The sequence below is a fragment of the Psychromonas sp. genome (assembly GCF_047632995.1).
GTDB lineage: Bacteria > Pseudomonadota > Gammaproteobacteria > Enterobacterales > Psychromonadaceae > Psychromonas.
Map to the genome: position 1 here is coordinate 82655 of NZ_JBLIEK010000001.1, position 24440 is coordinate 107094.

A 24440-nucleotide genomic window follows, 5' to 3' on the forward strand; every position below is an offset into this window, starting at 1 on the left:
AATCAGTTAGCGTTAAGCGATTTTGCTTGAAATCAAGGAGCAAGCACGGAGCTTGCTCCTGCAAGTGAGTACTTGCAACGAAGAGTTCAGGCAAAAGCGCAACGCGCTAGATGATTAATGGCGGAAGTGACGCATTCCGGTAAATACCATTGCCATACCATGTTCGTCAGCAGCGGCGATTACTTCATTATCACGCATTGAACCACCCGGCTGGATAACACAGCTAATGCCCGCTTCTGCTGCTGCATCAATACCGTCACGGAATGGGAAGAACGCATCAGATGACATAACCGAACCTTCAACCACCAGGTTTTCATCAGCGGCTTTAATACCCGCTACCTTAGCACTGTAGACGCGGCTCATTTGACCGGCACCGACACCGACCGTTGCACAATCTTTAACATATACAATGGCATTTGATTTAACAAATTTGGCAACTTTCCAACTAAATAGCAGGTCTTTTAATTCTGCCGCTGTTGGTTGACGTTTCGATACAACTTTAAGATCGTCTAAGTCAACCATACCTTGGTCGCGATCTTGGACAAGTAAACCACCATTGACGCGTTTGAGATCAAACCCGCTGGTTTTAGTTGCCCACTCGCCACACTCTAATAAACGGAGATTTTTCTTAGCCTCAATAATTTGCGCCGCTTCTGGACTGACTTTAGGGGCGATAATTACTTCAACAAATTGACGCGAAACAATAGCTTCAGCCGTATCAGCATCAAGCTCACGGTTAAACGCAATAATGCCGCCAAATGCAGAGGTTGGATCAGTTTTGTAAGCACCTTCATAGGCGTCAAGAATGTTGCCGCCTAATGCCACACCACAAGGGTTAGAATGTTTAACAATAACACAAGCGGGTTCAGCAAACTCTTTGACACATTCAAGGGCTGCATCTGTATCGGCAATATTGTTATAAGAAAGGGCTTTACCTTGAAGCTGTGTTGCTGTTGCAACCGACGCTTCTTGGATGTTGCTTTCAACATAAAAAGCTGCGGCTTGATGGCTGTTTTCACCGTAACGCATATCTTGCTTTTTCTGGAACTGCATATTGAATGTGCGCGGGAATTTAGATGCAGCATCACCTTCGCTCTGTTCACCATAACTTGGCACCATAGTGCCGAAGTAGTTAGCAATCATGCCATCATATTTTGCGGTGTGCTCAAAAGCAGCAATAGCCAAATCAAAACGCGTTTTGTAAAGCAGGCTGCCATTGTTGTCTTTCATTTCATTAAGAATGCGCGTGTAATCACTTGCGTTAACAACAATTGCGACATCTTTATGATTTTTAGCAGCAGCACGCACCATTGGCGGACCACCACTATCGATGTTTTCAATTGCATCTTCTAAAGTGCAATCTTCGCGAGCGACGGTTTCAGCAAATGGATAAAGATTAACCACAACCATGTCGATAGCTTCAATTCCATTATCAGCCATAATTGCTTCGTCAATACCACGACGAGCAAGGATGCCACCATGAATTTTAGGATGTAAGGTCTTAACACGTCCGTCCATCATTTCAGGAAAACCAGTATAATCAGAAACTACTGTTAATTTAATGCCATTATCAGCTAATAATTTACAAGTGCCGCCGGTTGAAAGAATCTCAACTCCCTTTTGTGCTAACTCTCTTGCAAATTCAACAATTCCAGCTTTATCTGAAACACTTAGTAACGCTCGTTTAATAGGTCGGCTATTTTCCATTTTATTCCACATTCCTCGTTAATGAATCAATAAGCAAAAACCATCTATTGGTTTTTCAACTTATTAAAATACAATTTCTTTGAACTTGGGCGGGTATTCTACCCGAAAAAAGAGGCGATTTTAGCTGTTTTATTGAATAAAATAATATATTTGCCAGCCCGGCCGCGAAAGAGATTGGTGAAGTAAAAAAATCAGATTGGAAGTGTTTGATTATTCAGTGAAAAAAACATAAGAGATGAGCGGCTGATAGAGACAAGGATAAAGAGCGTTTATACCGTTACCAATCGCAATACAAAAATGCATTTGAATGGTAACGGGTATTTAATTACAGGTGGTACGGAACACTTAATTCATGAACCGCATCGACAAATACTTTTGCATTTTCAGGTGGCACATCTAAATGAATACCGTGTCCTAAATTAAAGACATGGCCAGTACCTTTGCCAAAACTGTGTAAAATAGTCGCCACTTCTTCACGGATCCTCTCGGGAGAGGCATACAACATAGAGGGATCCATATTACCTTGGAGCGTAACACGCGAGCCAACACGCGCTTTCGCGCTGGCCAGATCAATCGTCCAATCAAGACCAATAGCATCACAGCCAGTATCAGCAATCGACTCTATCCACTGCCCGCCATTTTTAGTAAAGAGTGTCACCGGGATTGTTTGACCGTCATAGGTTCTGTGCAGGCGATCAATAATTTTGGCCATATATTGCAGCGAGAAATCTTTGTAATCTCGCGGCGATAAAACGCCTCCCCATGTATCAAATATCATCACAGATTGCGCGCCAGCTGCAATCTGTGCATTTAAATAATCACTTACAGAATCGGCAAGTTTATCCAGTAAGGTATGCAGTATTTGCGGTTCACAAAATGCCATTTTTTTTATTTTAGTGAACGCTTTTGAGCTGCCACCTTCAACCATATAAGTTGCCAAGGTCCATGGGCTACCGGAAAAACCGATAAGCGGTACTTCACCTTTTAACTCTCGACGAATAGTACGCACCGCATTCATCACATACTGCAACTCACCTTCAGGATCGGGCATGATTAAATTATCGACATCTTTTTTAGAGCGGATAGGACGCTCAAACTTAGGCCCTTCACCCTCTTCAAAATAAAGCCCAAGCCCCATTGCATCCGGCACAGTTAAAATGTCAGAAAATATAATAGCAGCATCAAGATCAAACCGACGCAGTGGTTGCAAGGTCACTTCACAAGCAAGATCGGCATTACGGCATAACGACATAAAGTTTCCAGCCTGCGCTCGCGTCGCTTTATATTCAGGTAAATAACGCCCAGCCTGACGCATCATCCAGACAGGGGTTTTATCTACAGGTTGCTTTAATAATGCGCGCATATAACGATCATTTTTTAATTCTGTCATTGTTCTTTCATTCCAAAATAAAACTGCTGTTTTAATGTTGTTCAAATATGTTGCAACTATGCTAGCATTTTTAACATCTTTTTTTACATTAATTATTGTGCTTAGCGATCAACTAAACTCGGCGACTAATTTATCAATCAGTTTGCGTGCTAAAGTGCCGGCATTAGGTAAAACAGGCAGGTTATTCATATCGTACCAAGCGGCAGAGCAGAGTTCTCTTGGATCGATATTGATCTCACCCGATTCATACTCTGCAATATAACCCATCATTAAAGAGTGTGGAAAAGCCCAGGGTTGGCTGCTGACGTACTGAATATTTTTTATCTTAATGGCAGATTCTTCATAAACTTCCCGTTCGACGCAAGTTTCTAAGGTTTCCCCCGCTTCCACAAAGCCCGCAAGTGTTGTAAAAACGGGTCGCGTATATTTTTTTTGACGTTGATTTAAACCCACTAAAAAATGTTTATATTTAAGAATACCAACGATAGTACAAGGCGAAACACGGGGGTAACAGCGGTGCTGACAGTGATAACACTTCATCGCTATTTCCCAATCGATATTATGCATTTTTTCACCACACTTTCCGCAATATTGGTGTGTTTGGTAAAACAGTGAGATTTGAAAAGCCCGTCCGGCCATATAAAATAAAGCATCGTCAACGCATCCCAATAAAGAACGCAGGGTCGAATACTCACCCAGACCGACATCTAATTGCTCGGAAAATTGCACTAAATAACAAGGGCTAGCCTGGTATTCCCCAATTTTTATTTTTCCGCTCACTAGCGATGCGGAAAAAGGTAGATCGTCAAGGTTACCGTAAGGAACAAAATCACCTTGTGGCTGCAATACAAGTTGCCCTTGCGCAACAATAAACCACCAGGCATTTTCTTGATGGTTAATATTCTGACTGTCTGACTTCATCTTGCTCCCTTACCTGACCGAATTTGTTTTAAGTCATTTATATATCAATGATAATTAAAATTAAGATTATTTACATACCCGGCTTAAAGGCGTGCGGCTTTCATAGCTGGGATGGGTATTAGTTCACAGTTATACAGCAAGATTATCCTAATTTTCAAATTCAAGTTGACGAAAAGTATAATTTTCTTTAGTTTTGATGCTAATAAAAATTAAAATATACCTAAAAGGAAGTGATATGCTGACCAAATTAGAAAAAGCCAAAGAAGAATGGGGTGGCACGCTTTCAGTTATTGATAACTGGCTAGACGAGCGCCAAACATTAGTGGTTTTATATTGCGAGTTAGCGGGTTTACCCCCTTACCAGCAAGAAGTCAGAAGCTTACCTAGCCAAGAAAAAATCACTAACTTTTGCCAAGTTTTACTTGATTACGCGTCGACGGGCCATTTTGAAGTCTACGAACAGATTATTTCACAATGTAAATTAGATGGCGAAAATAACTTAAAAATTGCACAGGATCTCTATTCACGTATTACAACAACCACAGATACTGCGCTAAACTTTAATGATAAATATGCAGAATCAGCAAACGATAAAGCCTTGCTTGATTTTGACATAGATCTGTCAGAATTAGGTCAAGTCATGGAAGATCGTTTTGAGCGTGAAGATCAGCTACTTGAAGTTGTGCACCTTCACCACACCTTGGCATAACCAAGGGCGTAACCAAACAAAAAACCAATACAGTCTGTATTGGTTTTTTAATGCGCGGAGAAAAATTTAAAGGAGTACTGGTACTTGAGAATCTAAGCTGTTTTTAAGCAGCAAAAAGTACTCTTTTATGAAATCAGTTTGCGAAGTCGTTGCCGGCTTATCCCATAATCGCCCTAATATCTGTTCTATATCATCAACCAATTTATCACCTTCTGCAATCACCGTGAGTCGAGTCTCATTGCTCAACTGCGGCTGTTGTTGACAGAAACAGAGCAGCATATCAGCAACCTGATCGGAAACAATATCTGAAATCAGATCTCCCTGTTCAGGGCCATCTTGTCCCTCAAAAAGATCTAAGTTATCAGAAAAATAACCAATACAAGCTTGATACGCATCACTTTTTAACAACATCTACGATCCTAATTAAATAAATAAATAACAAAAACTCTAAACTCTAATATAGCTCTATTTACACAATTCACAATATGTAACTTAATGTAATTATGTGAAAACTTTATCTATAAATTGCTATTTAAATTACTTGTCCCATCTCTTTTAAGAAAAGATCACGTCGTTGCATAAATGCTTTCATCTGCTTTTTAGGCACTTCTTTTGACAGCGGCAAATTCACTTTCATCGCATTGACAGGCCGACCATACACATGGAACTCATAATGCAGATGTGCCCCGGTAGAGCGCCCGGTATTACCTGTTTTTCCAACTAGAGCGCCCATTTTAACCCGCTGTCCTTTACGCACATAAATTTTGCTTAGATGTAAAAAACGAGTGGTATATTTGCGCCCATATTTAATAACAATATAATTACCCGCAGCAGGGTGATAACCCGCGCGAACAACTATACCATCACCAATCGAGTAGATTTTTGTGCCGATTGGTGTGGCAAAATCGGTGCCATTATGAGGACTGATTCTTTTAGTGATCGGATGTAACCGCCTTAGGTTAAAAGAAGAACTAATACGATACCTTCCATTAAAAGGAAAGCGCCGATAAGCTTTGTTCAAACCTAGACCAGATTGATCATAATAACGTCCATCTTCATTTGAGAACGCCGTATAATTTTGCCGGCGTGTTTTAATCATCATAGCCAATACTTCACTATCATCACTGTATTGCCCGTCAATATACTGTTTAGAAACTAAAACATGAAAAGTATCACCTAAGCGAAGCTGACGATTAAAATCAAACTTATCTTGCAGAACACTGGAAACTTGCTGAATCTGCCCAGCAGACAGGCCAGCTCTTTTGGCATCAATATAAAAACTGCCAGTAACAGTGCCTTGAAATAGGCTATTACGCCATTCACCCTCTTTGGTTTCTAGTAAAGCGATATATTCATCATCTTTTAGGGTAAAGGTTAATGTATCGGCAAGATCAATCATCAACTTTAACGAAAGCAATTTATTGTCAGCGCTAATTAATAGTTTCACTTGTTGCCCTGGCTGCAAATTATCTAAGCGAAGATATTGCTTATCAAGCTCTAACAGCTCTTGCAATTGGCCTGCAGATAAGCCCTCTTTTTGAAAAATATCGCTTAATGTATCGCCCGCTTTAATTTCAATCTGTACCTCCCGGTTGCCCGAAAAGTCGGGAAAGACCTCCCCGTATACATCCTTAACTGCCGCAATAGGCTTGGCAACAGGATAATCATTGGACGAAGCTGTAATAGAAGGCAACTCTAACTGTCGTATAATTGTTTTTTTGCTTGATTCTTTGCTGGGGATAAATAAAAGAATCAATAAAAATACAAATAACAGGATCAATGCAAAAAAGTGTTTTCGGGGAAGATTGTTAATAAATAAAGTAGCCGTTTTTAATAACGCTTTGAAACGAATCAGTAATAACATAATAAAACTCAATACAATTATCAGGAAAAGGAGATGATGAAGTCAGATATTTAAAGCAGACTAAGTATATCTTAAATTTTTATCTTATTTTATCAAAAGTAATACACTTATTTATTAATAATATAGAGCCTGCTATTGATTCCTATTTACACTGCAATCGTATTGTCATCGGACACAGCACTAATAGTAGGCAACACTAACTGCCGTTCAATTGTTTTTTTGTTTGCTGCTTGGCTGGGAATAAATGAAACAATCAATAAAAATACACATAACAGGATCAAGGCAAAAAAATGTGTGCGGGGAAGGTTATTAATAAATGAAGTAAACGTTTTTAACAAGGTTTTTAAGCGAATCAGTAATGACATAATAAAACTCAATACAATTATCAGGAAAGGAAGATGATGAAGTCAGATCTTTAAAGCAGCTAAGTATATCTTAAATTCTTATCTTATTTTATCAAAAGTAATACATTTATATAGAGCCTGCTATTGCTCTTTGTTTATCACAAATCATTTCTAAACGCTGCTACGGGAAAATAATTGCGTGTTTTCCATCACAAAAAAATGTAAGCTAGACGTCTAGATGTAAAAACATCTAAAAAATTTAAGCTAATATTATTTAGGAGTTCACATGTCACGTGACTTATTTACTTCAGAATCAGTATCTGAAGGTCATCCAGATAAAATCGCCGATCAAATTTCTGATGCGGTACTTGATGCAATTTTAAAACAAGATAAAAAAGCACGTGTTGCTTGTGAGACTTACGTAAAAACCGGTATGGTTATGGTAGGTGGTGAAATCACTACGGATGCGTGGGTTGATATTGAAGAGATCACCCGTACTACCGTACGTAATATCGGTTACACCAGTTCAGAAATGGGTTTTGATGCCGATTCTTGTGCTGTATTAAACGTCGTCGGTAAACAATCTCCTGATATCAACCAAGGTGTTGATCGCAGCGATCCACGTGAACAAGGTGCTGGTGATCAAGGGCTGATGTTTGGTTACGCGACCAATGAAACTGAAGTCTATATGCCCGCTCCTATTACTTATGCACACCGCCTAGTAAAACGCCAAGCGGATGTGCGTAAGAAGAAAATTTTACCTTGGCTGCGCCCTGATGCAAAAAGCCAGGTAACCTTTGCTTATGATCACGGTAAAATTGTTGGTATCGATGCAGTGGTACTTTCAACACAGCATTCTGAAGAGATTAAGCAGGAAGATTTAATTGAAGCGGTAATGGAAGAAATTATCAAACCTGTCTTACCTGCAGAGTGGCTTAGCGCACGCACTAAATACTTTATTAACCCAACCGGCCGTTTTGTTATCGGCGGACCTGTAGGGGACTGCGGTTTAACGGGTCGTAAAATTATTGTTGATACCTACGGCGGTACAGCCCGTCACGGCGGTGGCGCTTTCTCAGGTAAAGATCCATCAAAAGTTGACCGCAGCGCAGCATATGCAGCACGTTATGTTGCGAAAAACATCGTCGCAGCAGGTTTTGCAGATCGTTGTGAGATCCAAGTTTCTTATGCAATCGGCGTGGCTGAGCCAACATCGATCAGCGTTGAAACATTTGGCACTGAAAAAGTACGCAAAGATCTGATCATCCAACTAGTACGGGAACATTTTGATCTTCGCCCTTACGGTTTAATTGAAATGCTCGATCTCATTCAACCTATTTATCAATCGACAGCAGCTTACGGCCATTTCGGTCGTGAAGAGTTCCCTTGGGAAGCGTTAGATAAAGTGGAAGAGTTAAAAGCAGCTGCGTTTTAACTTTTATTAAAACAGACAATGCTGAATAGCCAAGATAAAAAAGCACTCCAAGTTAAAGGTGAAGATTGTTTCATTCTCGCCGAGTGCTTTTTTGATCGCCCTTTCAAACGACCCGACTACCTGTTTAATCAACGCGGCAAAAGCGCTGGCTCGGCGCATCTGCAACGCAATATCATCAAGTTTAATGCCACCCTCTTTAAGCACAACCAAGATGAGTTTATCAATCAGGTGGTTGCACATGAAGTTGCGCATTTAATCGTTTATCAGCTATATGGAAAGGTTCGCCCGCACGGCAGAGAATGGCAAGATGTGATGTGCAATGTATTCAACTGCCCCGCAACCACAACCCACTCATTAGATATTAGCAAGGTTATCGGCAAACAGTTTAGCTATTTATGTTTATGCCGCACGCATCAGCTGACTATACGTCGCCACAACAAGGTATTAAAAGGGGCTAAATATTTGTGCACCCGCTGCAAAGGCGTCTTAAAGCCAAATTCCCATCTAGATAATGGGCCTTAGGAGCTTTTCGCGAACACATTTCCAAATCTACTCAACGAGCTCGTAGCTACTTGTAAAAGAGATAAAGATCAACTTCAAAGCTATATCATATATTGACCAATATTTATAAAAAAACAGCATTCAGAACATTTTAATGACAAATTTATAGCTTTTATTTTGTGCTGAATAAGCTGGCATTAATATATAATAGCAAGTAAGCGCTTCCTCACGTAATAGATGAACGCCTGATTAATCTTAAATAACAGGATTTTATAATGCTCAGCAGTAAAACTAAAGTTTTTCCCATGTACGATACAGCCAATGAAACTTGGAATATTATGGACATGGATAAGCGGTGTCTCTTTTTTGGAACAATTGATGGATTGGAAGAATGGCTAGATAACAATAAAGAGAGCCATCAAGAACAAGCGCATTAATATCTATTCGTGGCCCACGATTAAATATTAGTGACATTATCGGCAAACAGTTTAGATATTTATGTTTCTACCGCACTTATCAGCTGCCCATACGCCGCCACAACAAAACAGGAAAAGCGTATATTCTCCTCTGATAATGGGCACCAGACGATTCCACCTACCTGTTAAAGTTATCCAAAATAATACCCGTTGCCATGGCAACATTTAATGATTCAGCTTGCCCAAAGTTAGGTATAGTAATTTTATCTGTTATAAATTCAGCCACCTCACTGGAAATACCGTGCGACTCACTACCCATCACAATAAATGCGCTCTGGCTTAATATTGCTTTATGAATATTTTCTCCCTCTAAAAATGCACCGTAAATTGCAGCGGTTTGCTGACGCAAATATTCAGGCAACTCTGTATGGCTAATCTGCACGCGCGCAAATGAGCCCATAGTCGCAGCAATCACTTTCGGGTTATAAAAATCGGCGCAATCGGGGCTGCAGATAATCTGTTTAATACCATACCAGTCCGCCACACGAATAATGGTGCCTAAGTTTCCGGGATCGCCGACCTGATCTAATACTAATATTAATTGCTTAGCGCCAATAACAGGAAGCGTAGCCGCTTTACACTGGACAATGGCAAGGACGCTGTTATTAGACACCAAGGTACCGGCTTTTTTAAGCTCTTCTTCAGATGCCTCAACAGTAATGCTAAGCAGCCCTTTTGCAGACAATAGCGCGCTATTTTTATCGATATAGGCAGACGTGGCAAAGATCTCTTTAATGGTAAAATTGGAATTAAACAACTCCGCCACATTCTTCTCCCCCTGCACTAAAAAAAGACCGTGTTTTTTACGCTGTTTTTTCTGCTCAAGGGCGTGGATAAGTTTTAGCTGGTTTTTCGAGATCATCGTTGCATTCCAATATTAATATATATTTAAACTACTTGCGGCTAGGGCTCTAGATAACAGCACATAATAATCGCATCTTCACGCCCCTTTTCACTCGGGTAGTAATCTTTGCGCCTATCAAGCTCGGCAAAACCGAGTTTATTGTAAAGTGCTAATGCTGCAACATTTGACGAGCGCACCTCTAACCAAATCTCTTGTTGATCTTTTTGCTTGGCATAATCGATTAGAAATTGTAATAAGATTCGCCCATATCCAGCGCCTTGCTGTGCAGGTGCAATCGCAATATTCATCAAGGTGACTTCCCCGGCAACAGAGCTTGCTACAAAATAGCCAACGACATCCCCCTCTTCTAATAACAGATGATTGAAATAACGCGTGCCAAAGTTACTTAAAAAAAGTTTTTTGGACCACGGATGGCTATGACACTGCGTTTCAATTTGATAGACGCGGTCAATATCTGCAAACCCCATAGGTAAAATTTGCAATGCTTGGTTAGTTAGTACTTGAGGGTTAGTTAAAGGCACAAAACTGCTTCCATAATGCTTTTTTCTCTTTAGGGTTATTTTCAAGCTGAGATATCGGGGGAGAGGTTAATAACTTATGGCCAAACGGTTGATTAATCGGCCCAAAAGTCGACCAAATATATTCAGGTAACGACCCCTGCTGATCTTCAAACTGGGCCATTGAACAGTGATAAACAGCATCAGCTGAAAAATTAAATGCGTTCAATATCTTCGCCATTAACGGATGCGAAAAGTCATCTTCCGAGCATAATACTAATAATGAATAGCGGCTTAAATCAGCTTGCTCTGTATCATCTGACGGGCTAAATAAATTGGGCTTGCGGACCTGCCAACGGGTGATCCCCATCTCTTGTAGATAAACAGCCTGTTGATGTTTCATAGCAAGTCCAGTAAAAAGTTAATAACGTATACCCAAACCACTTCAAAATGCAGGAATCAGCATTTTGAAGTAGCTTGGTATAAATATACCATTGAATGGCAATGAATCGAAGCTTCTCTGCGTACGCATTGCCACTCTTGTAATAAATACCAGCGTATAATAAATCGCAACTCAGTGAATTAACTCGCTTCACTAAAAACCAGTTGTGTGGGAGATCTGGGAATAAGTTGAGAAATAATTAATGAGCACACTGCAAAGACAACACCGATATAAAAGACCAGATCTGGTGATTTTAACCAGAGCATCCCAAGAACGACGGGAATAATCACTGCCGCGATATGATTAATGGTAAAACTAACGCCTGCCGTTGCGGAAAGATCCTTCGGATCGGCTATTTTTTGCAGATAAGATTTACTGGCAATGGCCATGGCAAAAAACAGGTGATCAATCACATATAGAGCGGCTGCCGCGTGGCCATTTTCAACCATAGCATAGCCCGAAAAAACAATAATCAAACCGATATATTCCACGCTTAATGCTTTACGCTCCCCTACTTTACCAATCCAAGCGCCAATTTTCGCAGCAAACATAATATTGAAGAGATAATTAAGTATAAACAGCAGACTAATTTCACTGACCGTATAGGAGAATTTTTCTACCATCATAAAACCCGCGAAGACAATAAATATCTGTCTTCTTGCGCCACTTAAAAATGTCAGCGCATAGTAGATCCAATACTCCTTTCGCAATATTAATTTTTTATGTTGAATATGGGGTTGGGCAAATAGAGGAAAAGAGAGCCACATAAAAACAACCGCAATAACACCAATCAAGCCGAACAGCATATAGACAAAGTTATAGCTAACCCCAAACCACTCCATTAATAACCACACTAAGCTATAAGCGAGCAAACTGCCGCCAGCTTTAACCGACAAAGCCCTGCCCATAAAATGGGCCGCCTTATCTTTCGCTACCCATTGCAAGGTTAAGGACTGATTCACAGTTTCAAAATAATGAAATCCAATCGACATAATAACCGTGGTCAGGTAAAGCCCGTACTCAGTGGGGAAATTGCCTGTTGCTATAATACCTAGCGACATCACACCTAAAAACAGATAAGCGAATTTCTGCTCCCTGATAAAGAGCAGTAGATAGATAGCAGTAAAGGCTAAAAATCCCGGTACTTCCCGAAGGCTTTGTAAAATACCAATTTCTCGCCCGCTAAACTGCGCGGATTCAATCACAAAATTATTCAGTAAAACATTCCACACCGCAAAGGTAAGCGACATTATAAATGCCATTAATAGCAGCAGAACTTCGGGGGTATGGTAACGCTTCACTGTGTATCCTTTCTTTAATATATTAAACGGCTGTCAGCAGCCATTATTTTCTCTGCGGGTTGTTTCTATGATTGCTGACCATCCATTTGCCGGTTAATAAAATAGGCTAATTTACGGATCCCATCTTCACGCGCTTCAGCGTCCTGCTCACTAAAATTAATACGCATACAATTACGGAATTTTCCGGTGGCAGAGAACAAGGTCCCGGGGGCAATATTGACACCGCCTTCTCTGCATTCAACCGCTAATTTAACAACATCCACCGTTTTCGGCAGTTCAACCCACATAATGTATCCACCTTTAGGGAAACTGCAACAGGTTTGTGCCGGCAAATATTTATTCAATGCGATGAGCAATAGATCTCGGCCCTGTTTATAGAGCAAACGTAAACGGCGCAGATGACGCGCATAGGCGCCTGATCTTATAAAATCAGCCACCGCTATTTGTGGCAGGGTTGGGCACATAGAGCTGCTGATATATTTAATGTGGGTGACCTTATCGCGGTAACGCCCCGGCGCAATCCAACCCACACGCATACCCGGTGCGATACTTTTAGAAAAAGAGGAGCAGAGCAGCACACGCCCATCTTCATCAAACGATTTGATAGTCCGTGGTCTGGGATATTGAAATGACAAATCACCATAAATATCGTCTTCAATAATGGTGATATTATAACTTTGCGCAAGCTGGTAAAGGCGTTTTTTATTAGCTTCAGACATAATATAACCCATCGGGTTATTACAGGTTGGCGTCAGCAAAATAGCTTTAATAGGCCACTGATCTAAGGCCAACTCTAACGCTTCTAAACTAAGCCCCGTTTCAGGATGAGTCGGTATTTCCAGCGCTTTTAAATTAGAAGCCTTAATCGCCTGCATCGAACCGTAAAAACTGGGGGATTCTATCGCCACAATATCACCGGGCTCCGTTACCGCACGCAAACAGACAGAGAGCGCTTCCTGGCAGCCGGAGGTGATAACAATATCATCAGGATGCAGCAAGCAGCCCGAGGCGGCAGCCAACTGCACCAGCTGTTCGCGCAACTCCAATGAACCGCGGAGATCCCCATAGGGCAAGCTCATCTGTCCGCTATAACGCGTTAAATCAGATAATTTTTTAAGTAAAGGTTTAAGAGAAGGGGCGGTCATATTTGGCATTGCATGCTGCAACTCTACTGTGCCTTCACTGTTTTTGCTGAGCAGCAGCTGCAGTACCTCCTCCCATTGTGAAATCTCTAATGGACGCTGTGGCGGCCGCGACGTTTCCGGAAGATTATAAGCGGGCGTTTTACCCGCGACAAAATATCCCGATTTAGGCCGCGCTTCAACAAGACTTTCCATCTCCAACTGCCGATACGCCTCCTGTACCGTAGAGATGCTCACCCCATGCTCTGTGGACAACTGCCGCACAGAGGGTAATCGTTCGCCAACTTGAAAGAGCCCTTGTTCAATATGTTCGCGTAAATTATCAGCGAGTTGTTCATAGAGTTTCATATTTATACCCGTCCTATATTTTCCATCTGTAACCAATATAAACCATTACAAACGACAATCCCCCATACAGATGCAGGTAAAAACTACAATACAGCCAATTACCACGCACATCTGTACTGTATATTTTTATTTTTATTGAATCTGTATCTATTTTTTAAACTGCTTAAGATAGCTATTCAATACAACATACAACGGAGGTGGCGCGATGAAATCCATACGTTTATATAAAAGTATTTCACAGCTAATGATCAAGCATGATACTCGTCGGCAATTAATAAACCTGCCGGACTATCTCCTGGACGATGTAGCGATATCACGCGAACAGATACAAGGTGAGATAAAGAAAAGTGCAATGCCCTATTTTTGCCAAGAAATACTGACCATTATTTTTAATTTACAAAACGGTAGGAGATAAATATGGAAAACAGCCTGTTATTTGCATTAACTCTATTTGCCTTCGTGATGTCAGTGACCCCTGGCCCAAACAATATTATGCTATTAAGTTCCGGCGCACAGTTTGGCTATAAACGCACCTTGCCACATATTGCAGGTATTATTATTGGCGTCGCTCTGTTATTAACCACTGTGCTGCTTGGATTCGCTGCTGTTTTTCAGCTTTATCCGGCCTTCTACCAGATTCTGCAGGTGGTAGGCTGTATCTACCTATTGTGGCTAGCATGGAAAATTGCCACAGCGCCGACAGATACCAATATGATTAATACAACGGCTAATCGTGCACAACCTATGAATATAATATCTGCCGTGACGTTTCAGTTTATCAATCCCAAAGCATGGGCAATGGGCATCGGCAGTGTCACTACCTTTACTATCGCAGGAGAGCAATATCTGACATCGGGATTGTGGATCATCAGTTGCTTTGCCGTAATGGGCTTTATTGGCATTAGTATCTGGGCCGTATTAGGTGTGGCAATAGGCCGATATTTAACCAGTCAAAGTAGAAAAAAATGGTTTAATTACCTAATGGGAGTGTTAACAGCAGCAACTGTTTTTCTGATTATTGCCACTTAAGCGCAAGCAAACGAATCCCTTGTTCTGGAGAGTTCTCCAAAACAAGGGATTTATTAGCTATCCTCCTCATTATGGTAGGGGAACCTGGCATGACCATAGCGAATTGCAAGGATAGAGATAGCAAGAATAAGCGCCATCAAGTGCTAACTGCATCATTTTACTCGCGTGGGTGGGTTTGATTTCACCTTCGCAACCATTGCCCACTTCATTATTTCTTTTGGTATAACCTACAAAAAAGCACTGAACATTTTCATGTTCAGTGCTTTTTTTGCATCAAGATAAAAGCTTTTATGATTAAAATTAAGGATATCTTAAAGCGTGGTGACCACATCGTTCGCTGCTAATCGCGCTTTTGGCAAACCATAGTTATAATCTTCAGTCTCTGAATGGTAACCCATAGCCAAAGCAAATTGACAGACGTAACCGTTGAGCTCCTCTTTGAAGAGCTTACCAATCATTTCACCATCAACGCCTTCCATAGGCGTCGAGCCTATTCCTAAACGAGCAAGTACATGCAGCGTATTGCCCAGTGCAATATAGGTTTGTGCTTTTGTCCAGTGACCGTTGAAGCCAGTTTCATCTGTATTCGCTTCAGCAAAAGTATAACCACCATCTAACATCTTATCGTACATCTCCGCCGGCAGGTGACCCGATGATACTTCAACATCCACCACTTTTTTATACTGCTCTTTGGTGAAGCGAGGGTTGCTGGCAAACAGCACTATATGTGATGCTTCTTTAGCATGATGCTGGTTGAACTGAAAGTTGTTCTCAAAAGTATCATGGAAACGTTGTTTTGCCTGATCGCTCTCAATGACAATGAATTTCCAAGGTTGTGAGTTGATCGAAGAAGCCGACAGACGAATTGCTTCTTTAATCACTTGCATCTCTTCTGCTGAGATGCGTTTAGCTGAATCGTACTGCTTTACTGTGTAACGATTATTAAGGTCTTTAATGATTGGATGAGACATCTGATTTTCCATCTGTTTATTAATTCAAACAACTTGAATTAATGTTATTGACTGTTTGTTTAACCACACAATTTTAGTTCTTTTGGTATTCTCTATAAAATATGTCTGGCTAATAGGATGAGCTGATTATTCCACAGCCATTAGAAAAACTCGATGGCCAAAACCCCCAAACATTATGGACAAAAAGAACGTTAATGCCCCTCACTTTGATAGATTACTGAAAGAAAAATGCATATATTTCCGATAAAACAGCGCGGCTCATCCATTTTCAGTGCGCAACAGCAGTACAGCTGCTTAATTAGTTTAATAGGATAGATCAACCATTGTGGAGTTTTAACACCATTATAATTGGAAAGATCCGCTATTTCTCCGCGCTGACAAAACCTTCATTATATCGACATCAATGTGATCGGATCAAAAGCCGCATCCAATGAGTCTAGAATTCAAAATTCATGTAGATATTTTATATGATGATATAAAGGAAATAACCATGATCAATAAAATCGTAAAATTTAATGTAAAACCGGAACACCTTAATACCTTTAAAAAGACACTGGTTGAACATAAAAAAAACAGCCAAAAAGAGATTAATTTTGTTGAAATGCGGATCTATGTTGATAATCAGAACAGTCATCTGTTTTTTATTTATGAGCGTTTTAAAGACCAGGAAGCAGTTGATTTTCATATCACACAACCCTATACGGTTAAGTTTGGTGAATTACTCGACGCGGCACTGGCAAAACCAGTCGAGGTATTTAATCTCGGTGAGACTAATCCCGCACCTATTGCTTTAAAAACGGCAAACCCCGGGGACGAATTATTTAACATATTTTTTATTTTCAAAATAAAAGAGGGTAAGCGCGCGCGCTTATTAAAACAGTTTGAAGATCATGTTAGTTGTACCCGTCAAGAAGAAGAGGGCAACCTGCTGTTTGATCTGTACACGGTAGAAGGAGATGACAATACGCTGGCGGTTTATGAACACTGGAGAAAAGAATCTGATCTATGGGATATCCACTTTAATCAGCCCTATGCAAAAGTAACGGGTGCGCTGATAGAAGAATCCGTAGCTGGTGATATGCAGCAGTACATGAACTTTGTAACTGAAATTTAGATAGCTTAAAAGTGCATCTTCAAGCAGTTTTCTGGACATAATAAGGAAGTAAAAAATGACAGTTTATTTTATTGTTAGCTATGATATTGCTGATCCTGAGCAATACGCAAAATACAATCCCGGCTCTAATCATATAACCGCGGGTACGGTTCTTAAACACGGCGGCGAAATTATCGTTGCAACTCAAAACACCCTTCTTTTGAGCGGTGATGACGCAGCGATGAGAGTGATTATTCAATTCCCAAGTCGCGATGCGGCGCTGGCATGGCATGATGATCCTGAATATGCTGCGGCGAAAGCAATTCGCTTAAGTGCAACAACGAATGTCACTGCTTATATTGTCGATAAATTTGTATGACCATAGGCATAAAACCGGAGCAGCTCTCAGCCGGTCCGGTTTTATTTATATAAATTTTTATAATCTGGAATATATTTTTCCCAAAAGGGAGGTGTGCCAATATATTCCTGTACCGTCTTAATAAATTCACTGACTAATAAGGTTTTTTTTCGATGAGGATATACCGCATAGATACCGGTATCCATTGTCGATAAAACATAATCGGTCAGCAGTGGCTCAAGTTGCAGTTGATCAATCGGGCGTTCGAGATTAAAGAGATCAATCAGGGTATAACCTAGTCCATCTTTGACTGCATCGATAAGAGATCTGACATCACTTACCTTATAGTTCCCCTTCATTTTATAATTTTTAAGCTGCTGCCCATGGGGTACCTCACTTAACCTGAATTGATCCAGGCTAACATCTCCATTGCTGTAAATAACCGCCGGTAAAGTGATCAGCTCCTGTGGTGTGGCAGGTCTTCCATGCTGCTTAATAAATTCCTTTGAGGCAACAAGCGCAAAGCGGGTATTGGCTATTTTTTTGGCTATCAGATTGGATTCCGATAATTTGCCAATTCGAAATGCCAGATCAAAGTGATCAGATATTATATCTGTCTTTTTATCGTCTAAAGAGTGGGTGATTTTGACATTTGGATACTTTTTCATAAAACGCGAAATGACCGGCTGCAGATACTGCTGGCCAAAGAAAATCGATGAGGTAATGCGTAACATCCCCTTTGCTTCGGACTGATAAGAATCTGCAATACTCTTAATTTGCTCAAGTGTATCAATCAGTACATGGGTTTGCTCGAGGATATTCTCGCCGGCTGAGGTCAGGGAGAAAGAACGCGTTGACCGGTTAAGCAGCTGTACGCCCAGACTAGACTCTAACTTTTTGATCTGTTTCGAAAGAGAAGAGTTATCCATATCATGCAGTGCTGCAGCCTTAGTAAATGAACCCTGCTGAACAACATCCAGAAATAACGATAATTGATTGGTAAGAGACATTTTTGTTCCTGATAACGTTTAGATTATTGATACTCATAAGTTGGGTTTGAGCCGGAAAATCTGATGCTCAACAGAGGTAAACTGCAAAGATAAGTAAAGACTAAGATCTGATTTTTTATTTTACAGCAAGCTACAAAATAGCGACAACTTTTTCTTTTTTCAGAATATCCTGCAGGCAATTATCGGAATCGACGACGGCCGTCCACAAGAAAAGGACTGTCATATGTATTCAATGGCCTCATTGTTTACTATTAAATTTTTGTATATCTATTTCTGATGATTTAACTTTGTTAACTCGAGGGAAATCATGACCTTTGTGCCTATACTACCTATCAAATATTATTTATACTCAGTCTATAATCGAGTATTAAAGGACTGTATTATAATATGACGGCATCTCCAATAATTTTCAGCACAACTACCCCAGTACGCACCCCTATTAATATGCAAAGTGAAAGCTTATCTGAAGATTTAAGAGAGTCTAACCTGTCGTTGCCTTTAGAAGGGCCTCTTTTTGACTCGCTATTATCGCTGCAGTTACAACCTGATTCAATCAATTGGGAATACGGTTATGGAAACCTGAATCGTGATGCGATTCCAGAAACTTTTCAGCCTATTTTAAAACGAGTCATTAATATTGATGATGATCATGTTGTGCTAGAAGAAATTCAGATATTTACTCAGGCACGAGGCCTTAAACTTCAATGTGTGGAGCTCTATTGCTTCGATAATACATTAGGGCTGCTAAAGGTCGATTTTGTTCTATCGGAAAATTCGATGGATTCAACAGTGTTACAAAGATTAGAGTTAGAAACAATAGATCAGGCTTTTTCTGGCATAGCCGAACGCATCTATCAGCACGTTATCTATCCGAATTTTTCAGATTTTTCACATCCTATATCCGAGCCCTTGATAAATTGTAATGGTGTTGTTCACGGCAAAGATCCGATTTACAGTGATTTAAATTTCACAAAAAAATACAATCCGAAACATTTACTTTGGACAGGAAGATGTCTGCAAATAGATAAATCCAGCTTCGATGACAATGATAAGGCTGAATTTATAAAATGGGCCAATTGTAGCGGAAAAGCTTTTTTTAATGTCGGTGAATCTCAGATGTTTATCGGGTCAGGTAATTACTTGATATTTTCAGATGATCTGGATGCGATGGCGAAAGATATATTCCGAGCAACCGCCATCTCTCAAATCTATTCCGCTTTTATGACCATTTATGACGGAGTCTTTAAAAGTACCTTGAGAGATCTAATTAAACTTGAGCAAAAAAAGGGCTTTAAAGCGAAGCAAACAGATCGATTGTTAACGCAAACCGGCCGACGTCTGGAGTTGCTTAATTTTTTAAAACTGGATTTTGCTGAAGCAATTCATAGCACTCAAGGGTATCGAAAAACATTGGTAGATCACTTTATCAGCGGCTGGCAGATAAACGCATTGGAAGCAACGACTAGTCAACGAGCTGATTTTATTCGTTCTCGTTTGCAGCGAATTACCGAAGAGCGAAAAATTGCCCAAAATAGAACCATTGAGATGATTTTGGTATCTATTGGGGGAGTGGCGGTCATCGATTTTTCGTTAAACATGAGTGGCAATGCAAATAAATTGAAAGATGACAATATTTGGGGCTTAGTCGATCTGTTCCGATGGTTAACCCCAGATGTCAGTCTGTGGTCAGCTTGTGCATTAGTGACCATGGCAACCCTTTATGTCTATTATGGTAAGAAATAACTAATCAATAAGGGGAATGACATGGAACGTATTACTTTTACCGCCTACTTGGCCTGTACCGATAATACTTATGTTCAAACGGCTGATCTTATAGGTCATATTCTATCGCAACATTTCGGTGGTGCGACAATATCAAAGCAAAGAGGTTACTGGTCAGATGATGGGCAGGAATATCTGCACTTATATGTGGGTGATATAAATATTGAAACGGTGGCCGCTATCCACCTTCAGGTATTGCCAGAGTTCGAAGAGAGTGCCGTTACTTTATTGCGTCAAGCTTCTAAAATGGCCGTGAACGAGTTGGGATTAACCACCAAAAATTTGCATATTGAACGCCACCGGAGCCAAGCGATGCATACGGATATATCCATTTTTTAAATCTGTATTGAACTGCTGATTATGTTTTCTCTTACTTCCTATGCGGATTTTAAAAAAGAATTAGTTGTTCAGTTTTTTATTGATCCAGTCTTTTTTCTCGGAATAAGCAGCGCAGCGTAGATGAAGTATAAACTGATCGACGTTAGCAATCAGACTGGTTGAATTCCAGTTCATATAACTCGATTCCGCAAAAACTATGTAACAATTTGAATTTCTAGAAAGTAAAATTTCATGCCAAAGCCACAAGCCTACTGAAACATAGGTACGGCCCTTCGGATTCATCTAAAAGCATCCTGCACTGCGTTATGCGTCGTTTACATAGAATAACTACGCTTCACTCCTCATCCTTACTCAGAACACTTTCAGATTGAACAAAATCTATACTCCAAAGGTCAGCAACCGTTATTTTGAGCGGTTATTCAAAGCCAAACTTACCGTTGCTGTTTTTCCAGTCTGCAACCGCGGGAATGTTTTGAACAGTATCCCAGTGCTCTACAATCTTGCCGTTTTGCAGACGGAATAGATCGTAAAATGCCACCTGTTTATTCATAAATAAACCTTCGCCGATTGAAAGTACAAAGTTACCCTCACCTAAAATTTTATGATTTCTGCTGTAAACCATTAGCATGTCAGCTTTAGCAAGTGCATCCGGGGAATCAAGATTAAAGCCCGGATCCTCTGTACTGCTTGGATTCGCAACTGTTTTTCTGATTATTGCCACTTAAGCGCAAGCAAACGAATCCCTTATTCTGGAGAGTTCTCCAAAACAAGGTGTTTATTAGGTATCGTCCTCATTATTGTAGGGAAACCTGGCATGACCATAGCGAATGACCAAAATAGAGATAGCAAGAATAAGCACGGCACCGGCAAGTCCCAGCATTCTTAATGTATCTAAGTTCTTCATATCAAGAATGATATAACGCGCGATTGCCACTATCGCAATATACAGTGGCATACGAACGGGCAGTTTCCCTGATTTCAGGTAGATGCCAACCATTGCTAATACTTCAAGGTAGATAAAAAGCAGTAAAAGATCTGCCAGCGTCACTTTCATAGCCGTAAACATTGAGACTATTTCAAAGCCCATTGCGATAGCAGTTGCCATAGCAATAACCAATAAGCCCATATCTTCAGCAACCACCAAAAATTTATATCCTGATTTTTTTAAATAGCTCATTTACCTCTCCCTGAATTCATGCAACGCCCTATTAAGCATCCGATAATAACTTATAAAGCTGAAACTTCTACAATTTATGACCATCTTCTTTAATAAATTGGCTAGATTTTTAGTTTAATAACACGCCAATATTTTTTACCTTCAGAGGTTCCTTTCCAGCCAAGTTTATTTAGCTCTTTCGCTATATATTTGTTTAGCGCCTTGTCATGCTCGGCAAACAATGCAAACTCATCAAGCGAGCCCACTGCGCCATGATAATTTTGCCACTAACTTGTAGTTTTGTAAGGCTCGAAGGGGCGAAAGCGACTTAGATCTAACGCTCCTCATCCTCCTGATTTTTTCGCTATTGTAACCAAGATTAGTTACCATCTTAAATTGACCATATGGTAGTGCACTTTTTTACTTTTTGAAGTGGCCCTCTTTGTCGGTCGGATTATTCTCTACCTCTATCAGCTATACCGCAATCTCATTGCGTATGTGATTTAGCTGCTTTGCCTTACTCGGATTATCCAATATATACGGGATGTTTTTTATGCATAATAGCTTTTTTGAGTATTTGACACTCAACAGTGTTTTTATCGTCACCGAAATTATCATCGTGTTTACCATGCTGCACATGCTCTACCAAAGACGTTCTCCGACAAGTATGATCTCCTGGCTTCTCTTGATGATCATACTCCCCTATTTTTCTCTTTTACTTTACTTTCTTATCGGTGTCCGCAAACGTCCGGTTAAAAAGAAAAAATCATCCCTACATGTCAAAAGCAACAACGAGAGTGCCGGAAAAATCAACAGCATCGACGGCATATTGCGCTCTAACGGTATTGCCGGAGCAAGTGGGCATAACAGTTTTGAGTTTATCAGTGACAGCGTAACCGCCTACAGTACATTAATAAATGAGATCAAAAATGCGAAAAAAAGCATCAGTTTCAACACCTATATCCTACAAAATGACAAGGTAACTAAAACAATCATAGATGCTCTGATAGAGAGAGAGTCAAACGGTGTTCATGTACGGTTGCTCCTCGATTCACTCGGTTCCTATAAACTCTATTTTTTTCAAGATCCACTGCAAAAACTCAGAAAAGCAGGATGCGAAGTTCACTTTTTTATGCCGCTGCTTCGCCTGCCCTATCAAAACCACATTAATCTGCGCAACCATCGTAAGATCTATCTCTTTGACGAAACCACCTTGCTCACCGGAGGAATGAATCTCTCAAATAAGTATATGGGGCCCGAAAAAACAGATGATCAATACGAAGATATTCTTTTCAAGACTCAAGGGGATGCCACCTACCAGTATGTCCAGATCTTTGAGGCTGACTGGGCCTATGCTTCCGGTTCTTCCGTGCGCCAAGCAGCCCAGCCCTTACAAAAAGTCTGCGGTGATGCCTATATCCAAGTTGTGCCCTCCGGGCCCGACATCGAAGGTGATGCACTTTTTGAAGCACTGATCAGTGCGATTCACTCCGCCAAAGAGCGCATCTGGATAGTCACCCCCTACTTTTTGCCCGATGAGACCTTAATGCATGCGCTGAAGATTGCCAAACACAATGGAGTCGATATCAAGCTGATCACACCCAAGCAGTCCGATCATTTAATCGCCGACCTTGGCCGCAGCTCTTACATGCGAGAACTGCAGGAAGAGGGAATCGATCTGGTCTTATATAATGGTAATATGCTGCATGCCAAAGCTATTCTTTTTGACCAGGATGCCGTTATGATAGGCTCAGTCAATATCGACAACCGCTCCCTGCTGCTTAATTACGAAGTCGTCAGTTTTGCCTATTCTAAAGCCATCATCTGCGAGATAGAAAAATGGATGCAGGGTTTTATCACCAAAGCTGACTCGCAAATGGAAGAGGCCTCTAGGTCCCGTCGTATTGCAGAAAATTTTATGCGTATCTTAGCCCCGCAACTCTAAAGGATCACTTGTTTTTACACCACTTGTTTTCCCGCAAAGACTTGCCACCCGCTTCTCAATCAGCACAGTTTCCTTCCATAAAGACAGTAACTCGACCAGAACTAAACAGGTTTAGAAGCATGGCGATGCTGAACTGAAATTTACTCAGTACCGGACGCTGTTGGAGTAACTAGGATCTACTTCGGCACGGATTCTACGCGTAAAGATCAAGATCTGGACAGGAAGCAGATATTTGTAATAGATAAAACAAGGGAATATCGGGTTTATGGGTTAAGGCGTATTGATGCCAACCTTATGCCTATCTTAAAACCTTGGGCTAGAAACAACAAAGCCGATAATTGTCGAGGCTTCATCTAAATGTGGCAGGGGTGGAGAGATTCGAACTCCGAACATTCGGATTTGGAATCCGACGAAACCTAATTTCAAGTGATTTCGACTTAGGTATAAGCTATTTCCTTTAATTCATAGATTAATTACGAATAATGCCTAACGGTAACATTCCCATTCTTCCAGTGAGCGTTACTTGCACATAGATCCCATTACCAAACTCAGACCGACCAACAATATCGTCATCTTTCAAAGTCCTTCCTACGGGCATCAATGTATGCATTAATTTAGGCCGCCCTCTGGCAGAGACCATCTCTGTGCGCAACTATTCCATACACATTATCTTCTTGCTGGTCTGGGGTTAAACTTTTAACTTCTTTGAGTATCGGCAATTTGTTAACTCAAGTCTGAACTTTCTGCCCTGCTTTTCGCCAATGGCAAATAGTGCCCCGCCTTGGTTGTGTGCTTTTCAATACCATTCTTGCAGT

The 24440-nt window shown here is 40.6% G+C and carries 28 protein-coding genes; 11 read left to right on the plus strand and 17 right to left on the minus strand.

The window, feature by feature from the left end:
- Positions 1-114: 114 nt before the first annotated feature.
- The 3 genes from purH to nudC all read right to left on the minus strand — a co-directional run bounded on the left by purH (position 115) and on the right by nudC (position 4018).
- Positions 115-1707 carry a bifunctional phosphoribosylaminoimidazolecarboxamide formyltransferase/IMP cyclohydrolase gene (purH, locus tag ACJAT7_RS00420; protein ID WP_415224821.1) on the minus strand — a complete coding sequence of 531 codons (1593 nt, stop codon included), beginning with the start codon at positions 1705-1707 and terminating at the stop codon, positions 115-117.
- A gap of 325 nt (positions 1708-2032) precedes the next feature.
- Entirely contained in the window at positions 2033-3097 is a 1065-nt protein-coding gene (hemE, locus tag ACJAT7_RS00425; protein ID WP_415224822.1) for a uroporphyrinogen decarboxylase, read from the minus strand.
- A gap of 108 nt (positions 3098-3205) precedes the next feature.
- Positions 3206-4018, minus strand: coding sequence for an NAD(+) diphosphatase (nudC, locus tag ACJAT7_RS00430; protein WP_415224823.1), 813 nt, complete (start codon positions 4016-4018; stop codon positions 3206-3208).
- A gap of 235 nt (positions 4019-4253) precedes the next feature.
- Between nudC and rsd the strand changes: the two genes are divergently transcribed.
- Positions 4254-4727, plus strand: a complete 474-nt coding sequence (rsd, locus tag ACJAT7_RS00435; protein WP_415224824.1) for a sigma D regulator — start codon at positions 4254-4256, stop codon at positions 4725-4727.
- Positions 4728-4793: 66 nt separating this feature from the next.
- Here rsd and ACJAT7_RS00440 read toward each other — a convergent pair whose 3' ends face one another.
- The 3 genes from ACJAT7_RS00440 to ACJAT7_RS00450 all read right to left on the minus strand — a co-directional run bounded on the left by ACJAT7_RS00440 (position 4794) and on the right by ACJAT7_RS00450 (position 6956).
- Positions 4794-5138 carry a DUF3802 family protein gene (locus tag ACJAT7_RS00440; RefSeq protein ID WP_415224825.1) on the minus strand — a complete coding sequence of 115 codons (345 nt, stop codon included), beginning with the start codon at positions 5136-5138 and terminating at the stop codon, positions 4794-4796.
- A gap of 121 nt (positions 5139-5259) precedes the next feature.
- A complete protein-coding gene (locus ACJAT7_RS00445; RefSeq protein ID WP_415224826.1) occupies positions 5260-6591 on the minus strand; it encodes a peptidoglycan DD-metalloendopeptidase family protein in 1332 nt (443 codons plus the stop codon).
- A gap of 146 nt (positions 6592-6737) precedes the next feature.
- Positions 6738-6956, minus strand: coding sequence for a hypothetical protein (locus tag ACJAT7_RS00450; RefSeq protein ID WP_415224827.1), 219 nt, complete (start codon positions 6954-6956; stop codon positions 6738-6740).
- Positions 6957-7221: 265 nt separating this feature from the next.
- On the opposite strand from ACJAT7_RS00450, the gene metK reads away from it, so the two are divergent.
- From metK to ACJAT7_RS00465, 3 genes are all read left to right on the plus strand, one after another.
- A complete protein-coding gene (metK, locus tag ACJAT7_RS00455; RefSeq protein ID WP_415224828.1) occupies positions 7222-8370 on the plus strand; it encodes a methionine adenosyltransferase in 1149 nt (382 codons plus the stop codon).
- A gap of 18 nt (positions 8371-8388) precedes the next feature.
- Positions 8389-8892 (plus strand): SprT family zinc-dependent metalloprotease, encoded by a 504-nt coding sequence (locus ACJAT7_RS00460; RefSeq protein WP_415224829.1) that lies wholly within the window; start codon positions 8389-8391, stop codon positions 8890-8892.
- A gap of 254 nt (positions 8893-9146) precedes the next feature.
- On the plus strand, positions 9147-9308 hold the full coding sequence (locus tag ACJAT7_RS00465; protein ID WP_415224830.1) for a hypothetical protein: 162 nt from the start codon (positions 9147-9149) through the stop codon (positions 9306-9308).
- 157 nt (positions 9309-9465) lie between these two features.
- Here ACJAT7_RS00465 and ACJAT7_RS00470 read toward each other — a convergent pair whose 3' ends face one another.
- The 5 genes from ACJAT7_RS00470 to ACJAT7_RS00490 form a co-directional block, all read right to left on the minus strand.
- On the minus strand, positions 9466-10209 hold the full coding sequence (locus tag ACJAT7_RS00470; protein ID WP_415224831.1) for a TrmH family RNA methyltransferase: 744 nt from the start codon (positions 10207-10209) through the stop codon (positions 9466-9468).
- 41 nt (positions 10210-10250) lie between these two features.
- The gene (gene rimI, locus ACJAT7_RS00475; protein ID WP_415224832.1) at positions 10251-10733 is read right to left on the minus strand and encodes a ribosomal protein S18-alanine N-acetyltransferase; all 483 of its coding nucleotides are present in this window, start codon (positions 10731-10733) and stop codon (positions 10251-10253) included.
- Complete coding sequence (locus tag ACJAT7_RS00480) at positions 10720-11112, minus strand: DNA polymerase III subunit psi (protein WP_415224833.1); 393 nt, start codon at positions 11110-11112, stop codon at positions 10720-10722. Before ACJAT7_RS00480 ends, rimI begins: the two co-directional genes overlap by 14 nt.
- 179 nt (positions 11113-11291) lie before the next feature.
- Positions 11292-12413: an MFS transporter gene (locus ACJAT7_RS00485; RefSeq protein WP_415224864.1), complete on the minus strand. Its 1122-nt coding sequence runs from the start codon at positions 12411-12413 to the stop codon at positions 11292-11294.
- A gap of 104 nt (positions 12414-12517) precedes the next feature.
- Complete coding sequence (locus ACJAT7_RS00490; protein ID WP_415224834.1) at positions 12518-13942, minus strand: PLP-dependent aminotransferase family protein; 1425 nt, start codon at positions 13940-13942, stop codon at positions 12518-12520.
- Between the two features lie 205 nt (positions 13943-14147).
- Between ACJAT7_RS00490 and ACJAT7_RS00495 the strand changes: the two genes are divergently transcribed.
- Both ACJAT7_RS00495 and ACJAT7_RS00500 read left to right on the plus strand, forming a co-directional pair.
- On the plus strand, positions 14148-14357 hold the full coding sequence (locus tag ACJAT7_RS00495; RefSeq protein ID WP_415224835.1) for a DUF1127 domain-containing protein: 210 nt from the start codon (positions 14148-14150) through the stop codon (positions 14355-14357).
- A gap of 2 nt (positions 14358-14359) precedes the next feature.
- On the plus strand, positions 14360-14971 hold the full coding sequence (locus ACJAT7_RS00500) for a LysE family translocator (protein ID WP_415224836.1): 612 nt from the start codon (positions 14360-14362) through the stop codon (positions 14969-14971).
- Positions 14972-15282: 311 nt separating this feature from the next.
- Here ACJAT7_RS00500 and ACJAT7_RS00505 read toward each other — a convergent pair whose 3' ends face one another.
- The gene (locus ACJAT7_RS00505) at positions 15283-15942 is read right to left on the minus strand and encodes a nitroreductase family protein (RefSeq protein WP_415224837.1); all 660 of its coding nucleotides are present in this window, start codon (positions 15940-15942) and stop codon (positions 15283-15285) included.
- 490 nt (positions 15943-16432) lie between these two features.
- On the opposite strand from ACJAT7_RS00505, the gene ACJAT7_RS00510 reads away from it, so the two are divergent.
- Both ACJAT7_RS00510 and ACJAT7_RS00515 read left to right on the plus strand, forming a co-directional pair.
- Positions 16433-17056, plus strand: coding sequence for a putative quinol monooxygenase (locus tag ACJAT7_RS00510; RefSeq protein ID WP_415224838.1), 624 nt, complete (start codon positions 16433-16435; stop codon positions 17054-17056).
- Positions 17057-17111: 55 nt separating this feature from the next.
- The gene (locus ACJAT7_RS00515) at positions 17112-17414 is read left to right on the plus strand and encodes a DUF1330 domain-containing protein (RefSeq protein WP_415224839.1); all 303 of its coding nucleotides are present in this window, start codon (positions 17112-17114) and stop codon (positions 17412-17414) included.
- Positions 17415-17455: 41 nt separating this feature from the next.
- Here the strand turns inward: ACJAT7_RS00515 and ACJAT7_RS00520 are convergent, their stop codons facing one another.
- Positions 17456-18403, minus strand: coding sequence for a LysR family transcriptional regulator (locus ACJAT7_RS00520; RefSeq protein ID WP_415224840.1), 948 nt, complete (start codon positions 18401-18403; stop codon positions 17456-17458).
- Between the two features lie 387 nt (positions 18404-18790).
- Here ACJAT7_RS00520 and ACJAT7_RS00525 point away from each other — a divergent pair, with 387 nt between their 5' ends.
- Complete coding sequence (locus tag ACJAT7_RS00525) at positions 18791-20146, plus strand: hypothetical protein (RefSeq protein ID WP_415224841.1); 1356 nt, start codon at positions 18791-18793, stop codon at positions 20144-20146.
- Between the two features lie 21 nt (positions 20147-20167).
- Entirely contained in the window at positions 20168-20524 is a 357-nt protein-coding gene (locus ACJAT7_RS00530; protein ID WP_415224842.1) for a hypothetical protein, read from the plus strand.
- 60 nt (positions 20525-20584) lie between these two features.
- On the opposite strand, the gene ACJAT7_RS00535 is transcribed toward ACJAT7_RS00530, so the two are convergent.
- The 3 genes from ACJAT7_RS00535 to ACJAT7_RS00545 form a co-directional block, all read right to left on the minus strand.
- Positions 20585-20806: a hypothetical protein gene (locus ACJAT7_RS00535; RefSeq protein WP_415224843.1), complete on the minus strand. Its 222-nt coding sequence runs from the start codon at positions 20804-20806 to the stop codon at positions 20585-20587.
- Positions 20807-20939: 133 nt separating this feature from the next.
- Complete coding sequence (locus ACJAT7_RS00540) at positions 20940-21245, minus strand: hypothetical protein (RefSeq protein ID WP_415224844.1); 306 nt, start codon at positions 21243-21245, stop codon at positions 20940-20942.
- A 57-nt stretch (positions 21246-21302) separates the two neighbouring features.
- A complete protein-coding gene (locus ACJAT7_RS00545) occupies positions 21303-21701 on the minus strand; it encodes a phosphate-starvation-inducible protein PsiE (RefSeq protein ID WP_415224845.1) in 399 nt (132 codons plus the stop codon).
- Positions 21702-22233: 532 nt separating this feature from the next.
- On the opposite strand from ACJAT7_RS00545, the gene ACJAT7_RS00550 reads away from it, so the two are divergent.
- Positions 22234-23625 carry a phospholipase D-like domain-containing protein gene (locus ACJAT7_RS00550; RefSeq protein ID WP_415224846.1) on the plus strand — a complete coding sequence of 464 codons (1392 nt, stop codon included), beginning with the start codon at positions 22234-22236 and terminating at the stop codon, positions 23623-23625.
- A gap of 469 nt (positions 23626-24094) precedes the next feature.
- On the opposite strand, the gene ACJAT7_RS00555 is transcribed toward ACJAT7_RS00550, so the two are convergent.
- Positions 24095-24277 carry a hypothetical protein gene (locus tag ACJAT7_RS00555; RefSeq protein ID WP_415224847.1) on the minus strand — a complete coding sequence of 61 codons (183 nt, stop codon included), beginning with the start codon at positions 24275-24277 and terminating at the stop codon, positions 24095-24097.
- Between the last annotated feature and the right edge of the window lie 163 nt (positions 24278-24440).